The organism is Mucilaginibacter humi, assembly GCF_013087555.1.
Map to the genome: position 1 here is coordinate 1 of NZ_JABFCR010000020.1, position 19,675 is coordinate 19,675.

General features: G+C 41.8%; 25 protein-coding genes and 1 pseudogene. 15 read left to right on the plus strand and 11 right to left on the minus strand.

Translation table 11 applies throughout. The features are described from left to right. The coding region (locus HK413_RS05690) for a hypothetical protein (RefSeq protein ID WP_175269455.1) at positions 1–186 on the plus strand (186 nt) is incomplete at its 5' end. A 49-nt stretch (positions 187–235) separates the two neighbouring features. Continuing rightward, a complete protein-coding gene (locus tag HK413_RS05695) occupies positions 236–523 on the plus strand; it encodes a T9SS type A sorting domain-containing protein (protein ID WP_175269456.1) in 288 nt (95 codons plus the stop codon). A 298-nt stretch (positions 524–821) separates the two neighbouring features. Here the strand turns inward: HK413_RS05695 and HK413_RS05700 are convergent, their stop codons facing one another. Then, positions 822–1,040, minus strand: coding sequence for a hypothetical protein (locus tag HK413_RS05700; RefSeq protein ID WP_175269457.1), 219 nt, complete (start codon positions 1,038–1,040; stop codon positions 822–824). Positions 1,041–1,050: 10 nt separating this feature from the next. On the opposite strand from HK413_RS05700, the gene HK413_RS05705 reads away from it, so the two are divergent. Beyond that, positions 1,051–1,269 carry a hypothetical protein gene (locus HK413_RS05705; RefSeq protein ID WP_175269458.1) on the plus strand — a complete coding sequence of 73 codons (219 nt, stop codon included), beginning with the start codon at positions 1,051–1,053 and terminating at the stop codon, positions 1,267–1,269. 178 nt (positions 1,270–1,447) lie between these two features. Here the strand turns inward: HK413_RS05705 and HK413_RS19410 are convergent, their stop codons facing one another. Then, positions 1,448–1,576, minus strand: coding sequence for a hypothetical protein (locus HK413_RS19410; protein WP_262886802.1), 129 nt, complete (start codon positions 1,574–1,576; stop codon positions 1,448–1,450). A gap of 34 nt (positions 1,577–1,610) precedes the next feature. Here HK413_RS19410 and HK413_RS05710 point away from each other — a divergent pair, with 34 nt between their 5' ends. Genes HK413_RS05710 through HK413_RS05720 form a run of 3 tightly spaced genes read left to right on the plus strand, consistent with a single transcriptional unit; the run spans position 1,611 to position 2,331 of the window. Beyond that, positions 1,611–1,826, plus strand: a complete 216-nt coding sequence (locus HK413_RS05710; protein ID WP_175269459.1) for a hypothetical protein — start codon at positions 1,611–1,613, stop codon at positions 1,824–1,826. Positions 1,827–1,849: 23 nt separating this feature from the next. Next, complete coding sequence (locus HK413_RS05715; protein WP_175269460.1) at positions 1,850–2,143, plus strand: hypothetical protein; 294 nt, start codon at positions 1,850–1,852, stop codon at positions 2,141–2,143. Between the two features lie 50 nt (positions 2,144–2,193). Beyond that, positions 2,194–2,331 carry a hypothetical protein gene (locus HK413_RS05720; protein WP_175269461.1) on the plus strand — a complete coding sequence of 46 codons (138 nt, stop codon included), beginning with the start codon at positions 2,194–2,196 and terminating at the stop codon, positions 2,329–2,331. Between the two features lie 517 nt (positions 2,332–2,848). Here HK413_RS05720 and HK413_RS05725 read toward each other — a convergent pair. The 4 genes from HK413_RS05725 to HK413_RS05740 form a co-directional block, all read right to left on the minus strand. Continuing rightward, positions 2,849–3,340 carry a hypothetical protein gene (locus HK413_RS05725; protein ID WP_175269462.1) on the minus strand — a complete coding sequence of 164 codons (492 nt, stop codon included), beginning with the start codon at positions 3,338–3,340 and terminating at the stop codon, positions 2,849–2,851. 50 nt (positions 3,341–3,390) lie between these two features. Then, on the minus strand, positions 3,391–4,299 hold the full coding sequence (locus HK413_RS05730) for a hypothetical protein (RefSeq protein WP_175269463.1): 909 nt from the start codon (positions 4,297–4,299) through the stop codon (positions 3,391–3,393). Between the two features lie 63 nt (positions 4,300–4,362). Then, on the minus strand, positions 4,363–4,662 hold the full coding sequence (locus HK413_RS05735) for a hypothetical protein (RefSeq protein WP_175269464.1): 300 nt from the start codon (positions 4,660–4,662) through the stop codon (positions 4,363–4,365). An 11-nt stretch (positions 4,663–4,673) separates the two neighbouring features. Beyond that, the gene (locus tag HK413_RS05740; protein WP_175269465.1) at positions 4,674–5,222 is read right to left on the minus strand and encodes a hypothetical protein; all 549 of its coding nucleotides are present in this window, start codon (positions 5,220–5,222) and stop codon (positions 4,674–4,676) included. A 10-nt stretch (positions 5,223–5,232) separates the two neighbouring features. Between HK413_RS05740 and HK413_RS05745 the strand changes: the two genes are divergently transcribed. Beyond that, positions 5,233–5,451: a hypothetical protein gene (locus HK413_RS05745; RefSeq protein WP_175269466.1), complete on the plus strand. Its 219-nt coding sequence runs from the start codon at positions 5,233–5,235 to the stop codon at positions 5,449–5,451. A gap of 335 nt (positions 5,452–5,786) precedes the next feature. Here the strand turns inward: HK413_RS05745 and HK413_RS05750 are convergent, their stop codons facing one another. Beyond that, positions 5,787–6,983: a T9SS type A sorting domain-containing protein gene (locus HK413_RS05750; RefSeq protein WP_175269467.1), complete on the minus strand. Its 1,197-nt coding sequence runs from the start codon at positions 6,981–6,983 to the stop codon at positions 5,787–5,789. 153 nt (positions 6,984–7,136) lie between these two features. Between HK413_RS05750 and HK413_RS05755 the strand changes: the two genes are divergently transcribed. Next, on the plus strand, positions 7,137–7,394 hold the full coding sequence (locus tag HK413_RS05755; protein ID WP_175269468.1) for a hypothetical protein: 258 nt from the start codon (positions 7,137–7,139) through the stop codon (positions 7,392–7,394). Here HK413_RS05755 and HK413_RS05760 read toward each other — a convergent pair. Together HK413_RS05760 and HK413_RS05765 are read right to left on the minus strand one after the other, a co-directional pair. Continuing rightward, the gene (locus tag HK413_RS05760) at positions 7,378–8,613 is read right to left on the minus strand and encodes a beta strand repeat-containing protein (protein WP_175269469.1); all 1,236 of its coding nucleotides are present in this window, start codon (positions 8,611–8,613) and stop codon (positions 7,378–7,380) included. The genes HK413_RS05755 and HK413_RS05760 overlap by 17 nt on opposite strands. 86 nt (positions 8,614–8,699) lie before the next feature. Continuing rightward, entirely contained in the window at positions 8,700–10,385 is a 1,686-nt protein-coding gene (locus HK413_RS05765) for a hypothetical protein (RefSeq protein WP_175269470.1), read from the minus strand. A gap of 394 nt (positions 10,386–10,779) precedes the next feature. Here HK413_RS05765 and HK413_RS05770 point away from each other — a divergent pair, with 394 nt between their 5' ends. From HK413_RS05770 to HK413_RS05790, 5 genes and pseudogenes are all read left to right on the plus strand, one after another. Further along, positions 10,780–11,274, plus strand: a complete 495-nt coding sequence (locus HK413_RS05770; RefSeq protein ID WP_217452093.1) for a hypothetical protein — start codon at positions 10,780–10,782, stop codon at positions 11,272–11,274. Next, on the plus strand, positions 11,271–14,519 hold the full coding sequence (locus tag HK413_RS05775) for a S8 family serine peptidase (RefSeq protein WP_175269472.1): 3,249 nt from the start codon (positions 11,271–11,273) through the stop codon (positions 14,517–14,519). Before HK413_RS05770 ends, HK413_RS05775 begins: the two co-directional genes overlap by 4 nt. 84 nt (positions 14,520–14,603) lie before the next feature. Continuing rightward, a pseudogene (gene ku / locus HK413_RS22005) lies at positions 14,604–15,372 on the plus strand (non-homologous end joining protein Ku). Between the two features lie 182 nt (positions 15,373–15,554). After that, entirely contained in the window at positions 15,555–16,133 is a 579-nt protein-coding gene (locus HK413_RS05785) for a YciE/YciF ferroxidase family protein (protein WP_175269473.1), read from the plus strand. A 117-nt stretch (positions 16,134–16,250) separates the two neighbouring features. Further along, positions 16,251–16,406 carry a lmo0937 family membrane protein gene (locus HK413_RS05790; RefSeq protein ID WP_175269474.1) on the plus strand — a complete coding sequence of 52 codons (156 nt, stop codon included), beginning with the start codon at positions 16,251–16,253 and terminating at the stop codon, positions 16,404–16,406. A gap of 82 nt (positions 16,407–16,488) precedes the next feature. Here HK413_RS05790 and HK413_RS16940 read toward each other — a convergent pair whose 3' ends face one another. Both HK413_RS16940 and HK413_RS16945 read right to left on the minus strand, forming a co-directional pair. After that, the gene (locus HK413_RS16940) at positions 16,489–17,607 is read right to left on the minus strand and encodes a M61 family metallopeptidase (RefSeq protein ID WP_317169332.1); all 1,119 of its coding nucleotides are present in this window, start codon (positions 17,605–17,607) and stop codon (positions 16,489–16,491) included. A 67-nt stretch (positions 17,608–17,674) separates the two neighbouring features. Next, positions 17,675–18,289: a M61 family metallopeptidase gene (locus HK413_RS16945; RefSeq protein ID WP_246229878.1), complete on the minus strand. Its 615-nt coding sequence runs from the start codon at positions 18,287–18,289 to the stop codon at positions 17,675–17,677. A 243-nt stretch (positions 18,290–18,532) separates the two neighbouring features. Between HK413_RS16945 and HK413_RS05800 the strand changes: the two genes are divergently transcribed. Together HK413_RS05800 and HK413_RS05805 are read left to right on the plus strand one after the other, a co-directional pair. After that, entirely contained in the window at positions 18,533–18,862 is a 330-nt protein-coding gene (locus HK413_RS05800; protein WP_317169333.1) for a MarR family winged helix-turn-helix transcriptional regulator, read from the plus strand. 174 nt (positions 18,863–19,036) lie between these two features. Continuing rightward, the gene (locus tag HK413_RS05805; RefSeq protein ID WP_175269475.1) at positions 19,037–19,651 is read left to right on the plus strand and encodes an efflux RND transporter periplasmic adaptor subunit; all 615 of its coding nucleotides are present in this window, start codon (positions 19,037–19,039) and stop codon (positions 19,649–19,651) included. Positions 19,652–19,675 lie beyond the last annotated feature (24 nt).

Below are 19,675 nucleotides of genomic sequence, written 5' to 3' on the forward strand. Positions count from 1 at the left end.
AGAGCTACGCAGGTTAAATTAACCTGGACGGCAGAAAATGAATCATCATACACACGATATATCCTTGAGCGTAGTATTGATGGTGGTAAAAAGTTCAGCACCCTTGATTCTTTAACATCAGCTAACCTGGGTGTTTATAATGATCTGATCCAAATCCTGTTAAAGGGCAAAACCTATATCGTTTAAAACAAATAGACCTAACAGGGAATATTTTTATTCGAGCATTATACCGGTAATGTATGCCGACAATGTTGTAAATAATATTACAGCCAATTTGATAAGTGTATACCCTAATCCGGTTAAATCAATGTTAAACTTAACTGTAACACCGGCTACTACCGCGACCGCCAATTATAAAATTACCATAACAAATACTACAGGTAGTTTGATAAAATCATCAACATCAAATAATCCCACCTGGCAAGGGGATGTTAGCGCTTTGTCGCCAGGGACTTATTTCATTCAAGTAACAAATATTATATCTAATACAGTAACCGGCAAAAGCACCTTTATTAAAATGTAACCAAGAGTTACACCTATTGGCTGTAAAGACCAAATAGTACACAACCTTATATGATAAAAAAATCAATACTCACTTTATTATTTTTAGTTATAAATACAACTATACTGCTAGCTCAGGGCCCGTTACCCGGAGGCGACTGTTCAGATCCTGATGACCCGGCTTGCATGCCTATTGATAATGGCGTTATTATTTTTGCTATTGGTGCTTTGATAGTTACTACATTATACTTGCGCCGCAAGCAAATAATAAGTATTAATAGTTAAAATAGTTGTCAATAATATTATTTTCAAAGCATTAATTAATTTAAACTACTTGTTTTAATATGTATTCTTTTATCGGCTTCCGGCCTTTCTTTTTTCGTTTTACTATCGTTAAAAAGCCTGGCCACAGCAACTGTAACACCAGCAAGCCAGGGCACAGGCATTTCTGCGGATAAATCTTCTGGTAGCGGCGCTGCAGCTTTTACTGCGCTTGGTGATATTGTAATTAGCAGTGGTGCAGCAGCCGATTTTACCATCGGTACTAATGTGACGCTGGTTCTTACGGCACCGGCAAATTGGCAATTTCAAGCCGGCGCAGGGGCAGCAACTGGGGCAGGTAACATAAGTGTAAGTTCTACGGTTGTAACCGGTACAACTATTACCATTACTTATACAGCCGGTGCAAACCTTACAGGAAATAAAATAACCATAAGCGGCCTATTAGTGCAAGCTACGGCTCAAACCGTTTTAGCATCAGCAATATAGTTCGCAGCGCTACCAGCACAGGTAGTATTGCCGGGGTTTCGGGGAGTACAAATTTTGGCTCGTTATCACAGATAGGCGGTGCGTATGTAAAATTACAATTATTATTACCCGGCGAAACGGCTGCACCAGCAACAGTTTCCGGTAAAACAGGCACTCCAAACACCCCTGTAGCAGGTACTCAATTTAACGTTATTGTAAACGCTGTTGATGCTAACTGGAACGTAACAGCAAGTACCAATACAATAGCCATTACCGCATCAAACTTAAATGTTACTTTGCCCGCCAATGCTGCTTTAGTAGCAGGCACAAAAATTTTTGCTGTTACTTTAAAAACCGCAGGAGTGGCACAAACCATAACAGCTACTGATAATATCAGTACGCTTACCGCTACTTCACCTTCTGTAACACCAAATGCAGGCGCATTTAATAAAATGCAAATATTACTACCGGTGAAAGCGCAGCACCTGGAACAACGCTGGGGAAAAACAGGCACGCTGGCAGCCCAGGTAGCAGGCATATCATTTAATGTAATTGTAAACGCAGTTGATGCTAACTGAATTTGGTTGCCTCTGTTACAGACGTGGCACACCTGGCATCAAGCGATGCAAACGCTGTACTACCTGCTGACGCAGCACTTGTAGCAGGCACCCAAACCTTTAATGTAACTTTAAAAACAGCAGCATCCAAAAACAATTACGGCAAGCGATGTTACCACACCTGCCAGGTTATTAACACAAGCACGCCGGTTGTAGTAGGCAGTGCTGCGTTTGTAAAAATGCAAATACTTATGCCCGGCGAAACTGCTGCACCCGGATCTGCCACCGGAAAACCGGTACACCAACAGCCCGTACGGCCGGAACCGCATTTACAATAATAGTAAACGCTGTTGATGCCTATTGGAACAAAGTACCAACCGTTACTGATATGGTACACATTGCAACAACCGATGCTAATGGCGTGGTACCTGCAGACATAGCCCTTGCTAACGGTACAATGACTTTTACTAATAAAGTTACCTTAAAGACACCCGTTACAACTACAACTATAACATTACTGATGTAATCGACGGTGCAAAAACGGCTGACACCAGCCCCGCGCTTACGGTTAATGTCGGCGCATTTGTTAAACTTCAAATTTTATTAACTGGCGAAACTGCGCGCCGGGAACAACTGCAGGTAAAACTGGTACACTTACTGCACAGGTTGCAGGTGCAACCATAAACGTTACTGTAAACGCAATGGTACCAAGCTAAAACTAATAATACAAGCGGATCTGTTACAGTATCAGCAATGCAATGGAATGTAATTACCGATGTAAACTAATTTTTACGTTTAGTTGTTTTGTGCCGTTTACCAAAGCGGTTGGTGTCGGTAAGGTGGCGCCCGCATCTGTGGATGTAATGGTTACTGTATGTGTTATTGAACTAACCAGATTGAAGCAGGCATTAAGCTATTATGTTAAAAGCGGTACCCCGGGCTGGCGGGCTAGCTGTACCTGACTTTCCGTCAATGGTGCCCGGCGCAGCAGATTCGCTGGGAAGTAATACCTGAAGCTGTGTATATAACGCCGGCGGCAACCGTCATAGAAGGATTGGCACTGATAATTTTGCACCATTAGTAACGTCAGTAGCAGTAATAGTACGGGTAGTAGTAGCTGTTCTAAATGTGAAACTAAAAGTCTTTGTGCCCGAAACCAGTGCTGCATTTGCTGGTAAAACCGCGTTAATGTCATTCGAGGAAATATTAACTACATCTGTAGCAGTGGTTACCACATTCCGTGCAGCATCAACCGCATTTACCGTAAGTGTAATTGGTGTGCCTGCTACAGGAGTAGTAGGTGTACCGGTTTTACCCGTAGTTGTACCTGGCGCGGCGTTTTCGCCGGGTAATAGCAGCTGTAATTTAGTAAAGCCACCAACATTTACTGTTATTGACGGGCTGGTATTAGCCGTTTTTGCGCCGTCGGTAAAATCAGCAACGGTAATAGTTTGTATCCCCGGTGTTTTTAAATTAGGGCCATTAGTAGTCGTAAAACTTTTTGTTCCTAACGCTAATTGTGTGTTAGCAGGCATTACGCCATTGCCATCCGTTGTTGTAAACTGTACAAAATCTGTAACGGATGTTACTTTTTATTCCAATACGCGTCTACTGCGTTTACCGTTACGGCTAAGGGAGTACCCGCCGATGCAACACTTGGTGTACCCGTTTTTCCGGTAGCTGTGCCTGCCGCAGCTGTTTCGCCGGGTAACAATAATTGTAATTTAACAAAAGCTCCTGCTGATACTGTAACAGATCCGCTTGTATTATTAGTTTTAGCAGGATTGGTAACGTCAGTGACCGTAATTGTTCTTGAGCCAGCTGTTTTAACAGTAGCAGTTAAATTTATAGTACCTCCAACTAATGCTGTGTTTGCGGGAAGATCAGCGTTTACATCGGTGGAGGCAAAATGTACAACGTCTGTAGCGCTGGTAATTACATTCCAAACATTATCTACAGCGTTTACAGTAACGTTTATGGTTGCACCTGCAACCTGTGCAGTTGGTGTACCAGTTTTACCTGCAGTTGTTCCCGGCGCGGCAGTTTCGCCAGTTAATAAAATTTGAAGTTTAACAAATGCGCCGACATTAACCGTAAGCGCGGGGCTGGTGTCAGCCGTTTTTGCACCGTCGGTTACATCAGTAACTGTTATAGTTGTAGTTGTAACGGGTGTCTTTAAGGTAACTTTATTAGTAAAAGTCATTGTACCGTTAGCAAGGGCTATGTCTGCAGGTACCACGCCATTAGCATCGGTTGTTGCAATGTGTACCATATCAGTAACGGTTGGTACTTTGTTCCAATAGGCATCAACAGCGTTTACTATTATTGTAAATGCGGTTCCGGCCGTACGGGCTGTTGGTGTACCGGTTTTTCCGGTGGCAGATCCGGGTGCAGCAGTTTCGCCGGGCATAAGTATTTGCATTTTTACAAACGCAGCACTGCCTACTACAACCGGCGTGCTTGTGTTAGCTGTCCCTGGCAGGTGTGGTAACATCGCTTGCCGTAATTGTTTTGGATGCTGCTGTTTTTAAAGTTACATTAAAGGTTTGGGTGCCTGCTACAAGTGCTGCGTCAGCAGGTAGTACAGCGTTTGCATCGCTTGATGCCGGTGTGCCACGTCTGTAACAGAGGCAACCAAATTCCAGTTAGCATCAACTGCGTTTACAATTACATTAAATGATATGCCTGCTACCCGGGCTGCCAGCGTGCCTGTTTTCCCCAGCGTTGTTCCGGGTGCTGCGCTTTCACCCGGTAGTAATATTTGCATTTTATTAAATGCGCCTGCATTTGGTGTTACAGAAGGTGAAGTAGCGGTAAGCGTACTGATATTATCAGTAGCTGTTATGGTTTGTGCCACTCCTGCGGTTTTTAAAGTAACAGCAAAATTTTTGTGCCTGCTACTAAAGCAGCATTGGCGGGCAAAGTAACATTTAAGTTTGATGCGGTAATGGCTATTGTATTGGTACTTGCTGTTACGTTCCAGTTAGCATCAACAGCGTTTACAATAACGTTAAATTGAGTACCTGCTACAGGGGTGTTTGGAGTGCCTGTTTTACCGGAAACTGTTGCTGGTGCAGCCGTTTCGCCGGGTAATAATAATTGTAATTTTACATACGCACCGCCTATCTGTGATAACGAGCCAAAATTTGTACTCCCCGAAACCCCGGCAATACTACCTGTGCTGGTAGCGCTGCGAACTATATTTGCTGATGCTAAAACGGTTTGAGCCGTAGCTTGCACTAATAGGCCGCTTATGGTTATTTTATTTCCTGTAAGGTTTGCACCGGCTGTATAAGTAATGGTAATAGTTGTACCGGTTACAACCGTAGAACTTACACTTATGTTACCTGCCCCAGTTGCTGCCCCTGCGCCGGCTTGAAATTGCCAATTTGCCGGTGCCGTAAGAACCAGCGTCACATTAGTACCGATGGTAAAATCGGCTGCTGCACCACTGCTAATTACAATATCACCAAGCGCAGTAAAAGCTGCAGCGCCGCTACCAGAAGATTTATCCGCAGAAATGCCTGTGCCCTGGCTTGCTGGTGTTACAGTTGCTGTGGCCGGGCTTTTTAACGATAGTAAAACGAAAAAGAAAGGCCGGAAGCCGATAAAAAGAATACATATTAAAACAAGTAGTTTAAATTAATTAATGCTTTGAAAATAATATTATTGACAACTATTTTAACTATTAATACTTATTATTTGCTTGCGGCGCAAGTATAATGTAGTAACTATCAAAGCACCAATAGCAAAAATAATAACGCCATTATCAATAGGCATGCAAGCCGGGTCATCAGGATCTGAACAGTCGCCTCCGGGTAACGGGCCCTGAGCTAGCAGTATAGTTGTATTTATAACTAAAAATAATAAAGTGAGTATTGATTTTTTTATCATATAAGGTTGTGTACTATTTGGTCTTTACAGCCAATAGGTGTAACTCTTGGTTACATTTTAATAAAGGTGCTTTTGCCGGTTACTGTATTAGATATAATATTTGTTACTTGAATGAAATAAGTCCCCTGGCGACAAAGCGCTAACATCCCCTTGCCAGGTGGGATTATTTGATGTTGATGATTTTATCAAACTACCTGTAGTATTTGTTATGGTAATTTTATAATTGGCGGTCGCGGTAGTAGCCGGTGTTACAGTTAAGTTTAACATTGATTTAACCGGATTAGGGTATACACTTATCAAATTGGCTGTAATATTATTTACAACATTGTCGGCATACATTACCGGTATAATGCTCGAATAAGAAATATTCCCTGTTAGGTCTATTTGTTTTAAACGATATAGGTTTTGCCCTTTAACAGGATTTGGATCCAGATCATTATAAACACCCGGGTTAGCTGATGTTAAAGAATCAAGGGTGCTGAACTTTTTACCACCATCAATACTACGCTCAAGGATATATCGTGTGTATGATGATTCATTTTCTGCCGTCCAGGTTAATTTAACCTGCGTAGCTGTTTTTGTGCCGGTGAAGTTTAATAAATGTACCGTTAACGATGGATTGGGGCGTAACACCGGGGTAAATCGTTTTGAACCAAAGCTATTGGTATCGGCCACATTGGCAATAAAGCTGTAACTTGGATTGTGTTTGATATCCAGCGAATCTTTTTTATATCTATCCAACAACCATACATCATACATTAAGGGAATGTTTTTTACCTCGGGCATCCTTAATTTATAAGTGCCGTTACTGGTAATGGTCACATTTAAAGGTATAAGTTGACGTTTTTGCGGAAACGCCTGTTGGTTAATCGCAAGGCTAACATTGTCACTTGATTGGGTAGAGATATTTACCGGGCTATTGCCTTTTAAATATTTAGCATCCTCAGTTACGCTGTAAGTTGCCTGAGTACTATTTTTAAAAAACACAAGCGCATCTTCCTGATTTAATGAATCTTTAAATAACTGTACACGCAAATAACGCGGCACATCTAAAGAGTCAGCAGCTGAAGCTAATGATAAGTCTGATGCGGTAACTTGTGATGAAACCTTATCATCCTCTGAAAAAGTAATAGAGGCATTTTGATTTTGAGCAACTACAAAAAATCCTTGTCCGCTGGGTATAATATTAGCCGTGCCCGTTAGTCCTGTAAAATTACTACCCACACCACCAAGGCCCGCAATATAGGTAGCATAAACCTTTAACTTAGGATTATATATGTACATAATGTTACCAGTGTTGCTTACATGATTTTGATTAACCTTGTCCCAGTCGATAGAACTTGCGTAAGGGTTTCCTACCAGATTATAGCCACGTATTAAATTATTACCTGAAGTATTAGTGTAAAGTAATTTTCCGCTTGAAGCGGCCCCTGTCCAGTGATTAACAGTAATGTCTCCTGGTTCAAATATCCGGTTGATGTTAGTGTAACCGGGTCGGCAATTGCGGTTATTGAAGTACTTGCATTTGTTGCACGGTTACCTCTGAAAAAGAATAAGAAGCCATTACCCGCCGGCAAACTAAATGTACCCGGATCACCATCAATTGTAAAAGATGAACCGGTATTTATTTTACTGACACCGCGGAAATTCCCGGCTGTAAAATTAGCGCTGCTTGGCTTTAAGTTTTCGCGGTAAAAATATAAGGTTGGGTTACCGGTAACATCAAATCCATTGGTGGTACCACCGGTACCTGATAAATAAGCAGAGTTTTTATATAGCTTAAATTCGGGAGTATTAAACTGCTGTTTGATACTGAAACAGGTGACGATAACAAGCGGTAACCACGGCTATAACTATCACCACCCGTTAAATATCGCTCAACATTTACTGTGCCTGTAATGCTATTGCCTGCTAATAGTGTTTTTACAGTTGATGACCCGTTGGCATCCGAGCTTAATGTTAGTATTGCTGTGCCTGCCGCAAGTATGGTGTTTGGAGTGGTAAATTCTATTGAACCTGTACTTGATATCCTGAATTTGCCGGTGCCGCCTAATGTTTTTGTAAATGCGCCACCGCTTAAAACCAGGTCTTTAAAAATGATAGCAGTTGAGGTGTTGTTATTATTTATAGCTTGAGCGATGGCTCCATCAAAGTTTACATTGCCGGCCGAAGTAAATATTCCTGCAGACGTATTGGTGAAAGTAGGGCTTGAAATGGTAGTTGTACCACTTGTTATATTAATAGTGCCGCTATTGGTGAATGAGGTACTACCATTGATATCAATTAAGCCGGTGCTTGTAATTGTTCCAGCGTTGGATGGGGTGGTAGAATTAAGAGTAAGCGTACCGGAACCAATTGTAACAACCCCGGTAGAAGTATTGGTGAATATACCATTTACTGTAACAGGGCCGGTGGTTGGTTTTAAAGCGCCCGAATTGTCAAAGCTGTTAGTGAAATTTATCCCTCCTGTTGCATTGCCATTTGTTATGGTACCTGCCGAACTGTTGGTTGCGCCGGTGGCGGTAAACGTAAATGCACCGGTACCGCTTTTTGTTATAGTACCAGAATTAGTTAATACACCGGTAACACCCAGCGTGCCTGTGCCTGTGTTTGATTGTAAAATAGAGCCGCTATTATTCAGCGCCCCAGAAAAAACAATATTGCCACCGCTGGTTTGATTTATAGTGCCCAAATTAGCCTGCCCCGCAGCAGCATCAAAGGTCATGGTACCACTTGTAGCGCTTTGATTGATAGTGCCCGTAAGTGCATTGGTTACTATGCCGGTAAAGGTGGTATTGCCGGTAGCTGATTTTGTTATTGTACCTGAATTAGTGGTAATGCCTCCTATAGATACTGCACCACTGCCCGTTAATTGCAGCGTCGAACCTGAAGGATTAATAAGGTCGCCGCCCACAGATAAGTCATTAGCACCGGTAATTGTTGATGTGGTGCCGCTTATATTTAAATTTTTAACTACCGTAACAGTGCCGCCGGTAATTGTTACGGTTGCATCTTTATAGACAAGCCACCTATTGTTGTACCCGGAATTATTGGTGCAGTTGTAAATGCTTTATTTACACCAACTAAAACTGTAATAGTAGCATCAGGTAAGGTAGTAACATCAGCCCCACTATTAAAAGGGTTAAAATTACGCAGATCTGTCCAGCTGCTGCCGTATTTCCCCACCCAGTCATAAGTAGTAACAATACTAAAAGATTGGCCGGTTATTGTGCTGCCGCTGTTATATGTACTTCCGTTTGTAGCTGTAAGGGCTGCTGTAGATTGCCCGCTTGATAGGCTGAAATTAAAAGTTAATGGCGTTGGGAAACTGGCAGTGGCGTTAAGGTCTGCAACTATAAAATAGTAATACGTAGCTGGCGAGGCTGCCGTAAATGCCTCACTAAGCCCTGTTATAGGTACGCCGCTTACTCCGCCATTATAGTTAAAAATTGCACCCGAAACAACGGTAGCATTAGCGAAACTTGTTGTTGTAGAACGGTATAACTTAGCGGTTGTATTATTTAAATACTGCCCCATATTAGTAGTACAAGGAATGTACATACTTGAAATAGTTGCATTAGCTTGCACACTTACGCCAAAGCTAAAAAGCACAATACCGGTTTGTCCGTATGATATATTACCGCCTGTTATACCGCTGGATGTGAAATTATTATTTGTAAAAGTGGCAGAGCCTGCTGTAAGCGTATAAGTTTTACTGGTGGTTGCTGATGCGTTAGTATAGGTGGTTCCGCCGTTGTTACTATATAGCTTAATAAAATCAACTGTAAATGATGAAGGAGGCCCCGTAGTTGAGCCTGTAAAATTAGCAACTAAATAATACGTAAGTGTTGTTCCTGCGTTTATTGTAACGTTGCCACCCAGATCTGCTGTGATAGTGTTCGGGGCTTGATTAATAGTCGCAGTTATTTTTGATGCGGTAGCAAAGGAACCGGAAGTAGATCGCCATATTTCAATATTTGCGGCCGGAAAATATAAGAATGGATTAGCGGTAGTTGTCGAAAAATGTAAGAAAGCACTTGTTGTAGTAGCCGTACCACCACTAATACTTACATCAACCCCCATTAATACAACGCTTGTTTGCCCGTAGTACAGGCTTGATGACGCGTTTACACCGGTTGTATTTGGTGCAAATGTAACTGTTGGATTTATACATGAAAAGCTTACCCCGTTAAAGCTTGCACTGTATGACCAATTTGCCGGGCCAAAACTGTATTGAACGGTATTAGGTAATGTTCCATAGCTGGGGAGCAGATCGGCAACAACAAAATAAGTATAATCGGTATTATTTATACTTTCATTGATTGACTGGATCTGCGGATTATTGTTAACGATAGAAACAGAGGCGCCAGCTACGATAGTAGCGCTGGCAAAAGTTGAACCATGTGCCGGTGTTTTATATAACCGGCCATTGGTAAATAATCCACCTACGCCGCCATTTAGGGTAAAAGCTGTAAAATTAACATTGCCACCGGAAACAGCTACGTTGAAACCAAATAATACAACATTTGTTTGCCCGCGTACTAGTGAGCCTGCGGTAATACCATTAGTGCTGATACTGTTTGCACTGGTAATATTTACCGTTTGCCCAAAAGTATTGTTGGTATTAGCAAAGCAGCTAATAATAAGTAATGTGGAAATTAAATATTTAACCAATAGTTTTTTCAACTGTGCGCTGCTATTTCCCCACACTGAAGCAAAAATTATGCTATTAGTGCTTTTTAGTACTTAATGCCTTAGTACTGAGCTATTCGTGAGTGATTTTACCGGCGTAGTTTTGTTCTCTTGAAAAAGTAAATTAACGCGTAGAAAAATATACCCCATATTGGGGAATATTTTACACTCAATGAGATGAATATTCGCTTGTCAAAAAGCGTGACAGTTATTGATTATGGGGCAATTTATCTTACTCCGGTTTTGTTTAAACATGTTGTGTTTAACAGGCAATTAAAATTTCATCGATAAAAAGTAGTCGTTTAGACTAAAAAATTATATTAAATGATTTAAAATGTTGAAACTTGTTTAGTTATTTTATAACCTAAACGCAATTTTTAAAAGATATATGAATAAAGCTTACCGCGGGGCGATTTTGTGTTTTTTGATGATAATTGCGTGCCAGGTTTCCGGGCAGCAAATATTAGTTACAGATGCCAAAAAAAAAGCGCTTAATAACATTTCTTCGGTAGCTGATACATCCTATCAAAAAAGTCACCAGCGGGCTTTTTCACAAGCTTTCTCACGCGGATGGATAACTAACAGGCGCACCCGTAATGGCGGCGTGGTAGCTTTGCAAGGCTTAAATAACCTTGGGTTCCCCAAATACTTAACCACACATGGCAACACGCCATCGCAGGCTACTACCGGTACTAACCAGGTACAGCCCGGAGGTACTACCGGACTCAGTTTAACCGGATCAAGCACTTTTTTGAATAATAAATTGGCTATGTGGGATGGTGGCTGGGTTTATAAAGCACACCAGAATTTGCCGGCAAAGCCATATCGCTTAAGGATACTGCAACAGTTGCAGACCACTCTACCCACGTTGCGGGTGTATTGATATCAAAAGGTATATATGCCGCTGCGCAGGGGATGGCCTATAACATGAATACCCTTTCATCCTATGATTTTAATAATGATGTAACCGAAATGAGCCGCGCTGCATCAACCTTGTTGCTTTCTAATCACTCATATGGCGATGTAGCAGGATGGGATTTTAATGATATCCAGTCAAGATGGGAGTGGTATGGTTTACCGGGTGACACCGTCGACTATACATTTGGATTTTATGATACACGCACTTCTGCGTATGATAAAATAGCCTATAATGCGCCCTATTATTTAATTGTTACATCATCGGGTAATAACCGGGCATATGGCGGGCCGGCAGTTGGGTCAACCTATTACGGATATACAAGCCGCACCAATCCCACCTTTATCAATAAAGGCCCGCGCCCCGCAACCATAAGCAGCAATACGGGCTATGACATTATACCCACAACAGCTACAGCAAAAAATATATTAACCGTGGGCGCGGTAAATCCATTACCAAATGGCCCAGCCAGCAGTACCGATATTAAAATAGCATCCTTCAGCAGCATTGGCCCTACGGATGATGGCCGTATTAAACCGGATGTTGTGGCCAACGGTGTGAACGTTTTATCAACCAGCAGCACCAGCGCTACAGCTTACAGCGCAGAGGATGGTACATCCTTTGCCGCGCCAAATGTTACAGGCTCGTTACTTTTATTGCAGGAGTATTACGCTCAAAAAAACAGCGGCGCGTTTATGCGCTCGGCTACTTTAAAGGCCCTGGCCTGCCATACCGCAATTGATGCCGGAAACGTTGGCCCTGATTATATTTATGGCTGGGGATTGCTAAATATGCCAAAAGCCACGCAGGTAATTACCGATAATAACACCAAAAGCTTAATTAAGGAAAGTACACTGTTACAAGGGCAACCCCAAACGCTTACCATACTTGCATCGGGCAGCGGGCCCTTAGTGGCTACCATAGCATGGACAGACCCACAGGGTACAGCAACGACTGATGGTGTAATTAATAGCCGCACCCCAAAATTAGTTAACGATCTTGATGTGCGGGTAAATGATGGCTCAACAGTTAATGCGCCATGGGTGTTAGATGTGTTGAATCCATCAGTCGCGGCAACAAAGGGCGATAACATTCGGGATAATATTGAGCAGGTATTTATTGCTAACGCCACTCCCGGTAAAAGTTATACCATCGTAGTGTCGCATAAGGGTACGTTACAATCGGGCTCACAGCCTTATTCGTTAATAGTTACGGGCGTTGGCGGTGCGCCTTATTGCGCCTCGGCACCTGCATCAACAGCCGACTCGAGAGTTAATAATCTTACCCTATCAAACATTAACAATACACCCGCTACAGGCTGTACTTCTTACAGTGATTATACCAACCTGACCGCCCAGTTAGAGCAAGGCAAAACTTACCCGCTGAGTATTACTTTGGGTACCTGCGGGGCTAATTTTAATAAGGCAGCTAAAATATTTATTGATTGGGACGGTAACGGCATTTTTGATGCCGGCGAGCTGGTTGCCACTACCAATATTATAAACGCTACGGGTACCTATAGTACTAATATTACCGTGCCCACTACGGTTATCCCCGGCAATTATAGTTTAATGCGCGTGGTATTAACTGAAACCAACGACGCTACAACTATACAGCCCTGCGGCACCTATGCAAAAGGCGAAACCCGGGATTACAGGGTGATATTCAATAAAACCAGTACCGATGCCGGTATAAAAGCTATTGTTAACCCGCTGGCAACAGGTACCTGTAATGGTAATACCGCTATTACCGTAACTATAAAAAATTATGGTGGGGCGGCAATTACAAACATCCCGGTAACGGTTACTATAACGGCGGCTGATAATACAGTAACTACCATAAGCGAAACTTATACAGCAACACTTACCCCGTTGCAGGAGGATAATTTTACGCTTAGCAACACCTTTAACTTTACTTCAGGCGCAACTTATACTGTCACCGCTGCTACCGCCTTGGCAAATGACCCTATTGCCGGTAATAATCAGGTTTCGCAGACCGCGGTTATAACCACTCCCGGGGCACCGCTTAGCTTAAGTGCGTACTATTGTATAAATAATAACCAGTATCAACTATCAGGCAGCGGCGACGGTACTTTGTTCTGGTATAAAAACATCGCCGACGCTTTGCCAATTGCTTATGGCTCGTCTGTAAAAACTACGGTAGCGCCGGTTAATGATACTTATTATGCCGGCCTTAATGATTTTACCGGTACGGTTGGCCCTGCCACTAAAAATGTTTTTTCGGGTGGCGGGTATAACCAGTTTTCGCCGGCTATAAATGTTTACACGGCGGTACCGATGATCATTCAAAGCGCGCGATTGTACATTGGAAACCCGGGAGTAATAACTTTTAATGTTACTAATGCAAACGGGCAAATTGTAGCCACTACAACCATAAACGCTGCTGCTACGCGCAGTAATCCTGCCGCCGGCGCGCTAACTGATGATCCTAACGATCAGGGAAGGGTTTATAACCTTAACCTTTTATTACCGGCAGCCGGCAACTACACCATAACCCCGGTTTACGACGCTACTGTTACTTTATTTCGTAACAATACCGGCGTAACGGGTTACCCGTTTAAAGTGGGTAATTTGTTTAGCATTGAACGTAATGATGCTGTGCCTGCTACCGGTACCGACACTACTTATTACCGGCAGTTTTATTACTACCTGTATGATATCAAGTTAAAAAGCGCGGGTTGCGCATCAGTTGCACGATTACCGGTAAGCCTGTCCAAACCAACAATAACCCAAGCCGGTACTACGTTAACTTCCAGTTTTTCAACAGGCAACCAGTGGTATTTGGATGGTAATATAATTGAGGGCGCAACCGGTAAGACTTACGACGCGCTGCAAAGTGGTAATTACAAGGTAACTGCCACAACAAGTACGGGCTGTGCGGTACCGTCAGATAATTTTGCGTACGCGGTTATAGCGCTTCATCCCGGTACAGATACCGATATTAAGCTGGTTACCTTCCCTGAACCCGCAAGCAAGCAATTAAACGTAGTTTTTGTGGCCAAAACCGCTAATGAGCTAACATTATCGTTAATAAGGAGTAATGGCAGTGTAGCTTACACTAAAACCCAGGCCGCGGCGGCAGGTAACTTTAGCACGGTAATTAATGTAGGTAATTTACCGCCGGGTACGTATATATTAAAAGCTATGCTGGGCGCAAAGGTTTATGCCAAAAAGGTTTTGATAATACGATAGGGAAGATGCTGTAGCTGCCAAACAATACAGCCCGTTAAAACCCTTTAGCTTTTTTTTAAGTTATAGCTATATAAATATTTAGCTATGAGATCTATCTGGAAAGGTTCAATTGGTTTTGGTTTGGTGAGCATCCCTGTAAAGCTGTTCTCGGCCGTACAAACTACTTCGCTTGATTTTGATATGCTGGATAGCCGCGATCATTCGCGCATCCGTTACCAACGCGTAAACGAGCATACAAAAAAGAAGTGCCTTTTGATAAAATAGTAAAGGGCTATAAAGTAGATGATGAGTACGTGATCATGGATGAGCATGATTTTGAAGATGCCGCTCCAGAAAAAAGTAAAGTCATTACTATTGAAAGTTTTGTTGATGTTGATGAGGTTAACCCCATGTTTTACGAAACATCATACTACACCGAACCCGATACCAAAAATAACAAAGCTTACGGCCTATTATTACAGGCACTCATCAAATCAAAAAAGCGGGCCTTGCCCGCTTTGTACTGCGCAGTACCGAAAGCCTTTGCATTGTGCACCCCGTTAAAAATGTACTGGTAGTCACCCGCATTCGTTTTGGGCAGCAAATCCGCGATACCGAGGACACGGAAATAGCCAAAGATATGGACATCAGTAAAAGAGAACTGGATATGGGGCTTGCACTGATAGACCAGTATTCAGAAAAGTTTGATGTATCCAAATTTAAAGATGAGTATAATGATTCGCTGTTGAAAATCATCGAAGCCAAATCAAAAGGCAAACGCGCTACCGTTAAAAAAATGAAGCCGCATAAAACATCAGGTACGGATCTTTATGATCAATTGATGGAAAGTTTGAAAACTAAAAAAGGAGCATAATCAATTACTGATTTAGATACATAGTGTTTAATAATCACAACAGTTAGCACATAAATTTAATCTGGCTTAATAAATATTTTTATACTTAAAAATTAGTTAGTAATTAATAAATTCAATTAATTAGCAAGTAGTGGCACTGGGTTTGTAATTCTCATAACAGAAAAACTAAAAACATATCTACCATGGCAACTACAACAAAATCTCCGGCTAAAAAAGCGCCGGCCACAAAATCAAAAGCACCTGAACAGACATCAGATGTAACAGAATCAGCTTTAAACGAACTGTTTCTTGACGAATTAAAAGACATTTACTGGGCCGAAAAACATTTAGCCAAAGCTCTGCCAAAAATGGCAAAAGCGGCAACCTCTGATGAGTTACGTGAGGCAATTTTAACCCACAAAACAGAAACAGATAATCACATCAGCCGTTTAGAAGAAGTATTTAGCTCGATAGACGAAAAAGCTGTAGCTGTAAAATGCGAAGCAATGGAAGGCCTGTTAAAAGAGGGCGATGAAATTGTTGAAGAAACAGAAGACGGAAGCGTTACCCGCGATGCCGGCATCATATCAGCCGCTCAAAAAATTGAGCACTATGAAATTGCATCATACGGTACATTAAGAACCCCGGCCGGCGTGTTAGGTTATAATGACGCTGTCGAACTTTTAGAAGCTACTTTAGGCGAAGAAAAGAACTGCGATAGCCTGTTGACCCAGATCGCTACCAGCGGTATAAATCAATCAGCCAGTACTGAAAAAGAATAACTAATAACAAGCCGCTTTTTATAAAGCGGCTTGTTATTTAAAAAAACGCTAAAACATTTCACCCTGATTAGATATTATACTTATATCTATGAAAACATTAACTAAAAACAAAAAACTATGAACTCACTATTGTATATTATAGCGGTTATCCTGGTAATAGGATGGGCGTTAGGTTTCTTTCTATATTCGGCAGGTGGTATTATCCACGTATTGCTGGTAATTGCTGTTATTGCCTTATTATTAGGCTTAATCCGCAGGCCAACCGCACTCTAATTAAATATTAGATAAATAAAAGCCGCGCTATTGTTAGCGCGGCTTTTTGTTTTAAGATTGATTGGTTTATATGGCGACAATCTTACTTTAGTGTCAACCATTTCTTCCGTACGGTTAATTGCTGCGCATTAACATTCGGCAGCTCTTCAAATTTGTATTTTACTTTGTTGCTTTTAAGTAAAGTAACAGGCAGGGTTTGCTTTAAACCATCGCGTATTAGGGTTACCATAATTTTATCTCCCGGTTTTTTGCCGGCTATCAAATCGCCGGTTTCTGGTACGGTTGCGCCGTCAATAGCAACTATTTCATCATTAACATTTATACCATCCACCCGTGCCGAGCTATTGCGCACTACGCCCGTTACTATAACCCTTGGGATGCCCGGATAACGGGTTATGCCTAAAGCAGCGTCGTTACTGCCTGCCAACTCGTCGGTTATTTTATAACCTGCATAAGCCACGTATTTATTATAATCTATTGGTGTCAGGCCATTAATGTAATCAGCATAAAATTGATCAAGATTTTTGCCGGCAAATTTTTCAAGGGCTTGTTTAAACTCGGCATCGGTATAGCCACGGCCTTTTGCTTTGTAATATTCGTTATACATGTATTTCATCACATCATCTAACGAGCTTCTGCCTTTGGTAGCATTGATGATCTCCAGGTCAAGCAGTAAGGCCACCAATGCGCCCTTGGTGTAATAAGATATGGTGCTGTTTGCCGAATTTTCATTAGGCCTGTAAGCCTTAATCCGGGCATCATAACTTGATGCCGACAGGCTTTGAAATTTAACACCCGGCTGGTTTTCCAGCTGGTTTATCTCGGTGGCTAAAACATTTAAATAATTATCAGGCGTGTATAACTGTGTACGGCGTACAATGATATCCCGGTAATAAGCGGTAAAGCCTTCGGCTATCCATAAATTAGTGGTATAATTCTCATTATCATAATCAAACGGACCTAACACAATAGGGCGCAGGCGCTTAACGTTCCATAAATGAAAATGCTCATGTGCGGCAAGGCTTAAAAAGTTTTCATAACCATTGTCTGTAGCATAAGTCTCGCGCGAGGCGCCTAATACGGTCGAGCTTAAATGCTCAAGACCTCCGCCTCCCTTTAAATAATTATGTACAATAAAGGTATAATGCTTGTTAGGGTTTTCGCCAAAAATAGCTACTTCCTGCTCAATAACTTTGGCCAGGTCTTTTTAAGGCGATCCTTATCATAACTGCCGCCGCCAACCATGGCAACTTCGTAAGCTACGCCGCCTACATTAAAACCAAAAACGTCCCCGGGTTACCAACCTCAATAGGCGAATCAAACAGGATATCATAATTGGGCGAGTAGCGGGTAAAGCTATCGCCATTTACTTTCTCTAAACTGGTTGATACGCTGGTCCACCCTTTATAAGGTATAATATGGATAGTTGACGGTGCATGCAGCATATTGCCCGGGTAAATAAAAATATCAGGCGATGAAAGGAAACCATGTTTAGCATCGATAAAACTGGTACGTACCGAGATCTCGAAAGCATACACACGATATTTTACAGTAAGGTCTGTAATACCGGTAGTGTTAAGCTGCCAGATGTTTTTGCGTGTTTTAGTTGTAGTGATTTCTTTACCATTGGCCGTAACAGTCAATGTTTCTATGTTGCGCTCAAACTCGCGGATAAGATAAGATCCCGGTGTCCAAACCGGCATTTTTAGCTCTAAAGTATTTTGTTTTAATCCGGTTATCTTCATTTCTACATCAGCGTAATGCGCTTGTGCTTCAGGAAAAGATACAGTATAAGTTATGCCAGCACTATCTGCAGCATTACCGGTGGTAGCCATAAAAAATAGGATTAAAGAAAAAATAACTGATAATTTAATTTTTTTCATAGCTGCAAGGTATAAAATTTTGCTGTTTAGCCTGATATTTCATTATCAAAACTTGTTGTAAAATGGTTGATACATGCAACTATTAACTTTCATAACCGTTTACTTTTACAATCTGCTTATGAAAGGGAAGGTAATAGAACCAATATCGCGCAAGCTTAATGTTTTGGGTAAAGCATACCTGGCTGTATTGAGCACCCATATGCAGCACCGGATATAGACCGGTATTATTACCCTTTAACAGTAATTTATTATCACGATGGCGAGCTCACCCAAAAGGCCCTCGCCGAAAAATTGGGTAAAGATAAGTCCATCATCGTAAAAATTATTGATACGCTTACCGATAAAGGTTTTGTTTATCGCCAAATAAACCCCGACGACAGGAGACAGCATTTATTAGGTGTAACAGCTAAAGCTAAAAAAGCGGTGCCGCATATAATTGAGGCTTTTGAACATATGAACCGCAGCGCTGCCAAAGACATATCTGCCAATGATATGCAAATATTTGAAAGCGTTTTAAATAAAATGAAAATCAACTTAGTAGAATTTAAAAATACAAAAACCACAATTAGCTAATTATTATCAGGATATGAAAACCGGGTATATTATATACATTTTGCTGGCAATAGTGGTCGGCGCTTTAGTTTACAACAAATTTTTTAGCGCCAAGGCCAAAAAATAAGCGCGGCCGATACCAAAGGTAAAGGCGGTAAGGGCAAAGGACGTAACGGCCCCGTATCGGTAAGGCTGATGATAGTTAAAGATACTACGCTTGATAATAATATTGATATAACCGGAACAATAGATGCCAACGAAAAGGTAAGCCTGGTAAGCGAGACCGCAGGTAATATCACCGGCATATACTTTACCGAAGGCAGCCACGTAAAAAAGGGCCAGCTATTAGTTAAGGTTTATGATAAGGATCAGGTAGCTGCTTTAAAACAAAATCAATACCAGGTAGCCCCGGCTAAGCAAAATGAGAACCGTAATAAAATTCTATTACAGAAAGAAGCCATAAGCCAGCAGGAGTATGACACATCGCTTACCGGGCTTAATACTTTACTGGCGCAAAGCGATGTTTTAAAGGCACAAATAGCAAAAACCGAAGTTCGGGCACCATTCTCCGGCACTATAGGTTTGCGTAATGTAAGTCCGGGTGGTTATTTGTCGCCCAATACCGCTATCGCGACACTGGTAAATATCGATCCGGCGAAAGTTACCTTTTCTGTCCCGGAGAAGTATTTGCCGTTGGTTAGCAAAGGCACTAAAGTTAGTTTTACCATACCCAGCTCCGAGGAAAAATTTAAAGCAGCAGTTTATGCTATCGAACCATCAATTGATGTAAGCTCGTACCCTAACTGTTAGGGCTAAGGCCCCTAACCCTAAAGG

Bases quoted from the DNA above. Each gene is read 5' to 3' on its own strand.
- HK413_RS05805 (WP_175269475.1), top strand. From the start codon at position 19,037: ATGATAGTTAAAGATACTACGCTTGATAATAATATTGATATAACCGGA.
- HK413_RS05785 (WP_175269473.1), top strand. From the start codon at position 15,555: ATGGCAACTACAACAAAATCTCCGGCTAAAAAAGCGCCGGCCACAAAA.
- HK413_RS05790 (WP_175269474.1), top strand. From the start codon at position 16,251: ATGAACTCACTATTGTATATTATAGCGGTTATCCTGGTAATAGGATGG.
- HK413_RS05700 (WP_175269457.1), bottom strand. From the start codon at position 1,040: ATGGTAAAATCGGCTGCTGCACCACTGCTAATTACAATATCACCAAGC.
- HK413_RS05695 (WP_175269456.1), top strand. From the start codon at position 236: ATGTATGCCGACAATGTTGTAAATAATATTACAGCCAATTTGATAAGT.
- HK413_RS05730 (WP_175269463.1), bottom strand. From the start codon at position 4,299: ATGTTACCACACCTGCCAGGGACAGCTAACACAAGCACGCCGGTTGTA.
- HK413_RS05770 (WP_217452093.1), top strand. From the start codon at position 10,780: ATGAATAAAGCTTACCGCGGGGCGATTTTGTGTTTTTTGATGATAATT.
- HK413_RS05745 (WP_175269466.1), top strand. From the start codon at position 5,233: ATGGTAAAATCGGCTGCTGCACCACTGCTAATTACAATATCACCAAGC.
- HK413_RS05750 (WP_175269467.1), bottom strand. From the start codon at position 6,983: ATGTACATATATAATCCTAAGTTAAAGGTTTATGCTACCTATATTGCG.
- HK413_RS05720 (WP_175269461.1), top strand. From the start codon at position 2,194: ATGGTACACATTGCAACAACCGATGCTAATGGCGTGGTACCTGCAGAC.
- HK413_RS16945 (WP_246229878.1), bottom strand. From the start codon at position 18,289: ATGAAAAAAATTAAATTATCAGTTATTTTTTCTTTAATCCTATTTTTT.
- HK413_RS05725 (WP_175269462.1), bottom strand. From the start codon at position 3,340: ATGCCTGCTAACACACAATTAGCGTTAGGAACAAAAAGTTTTACGACT.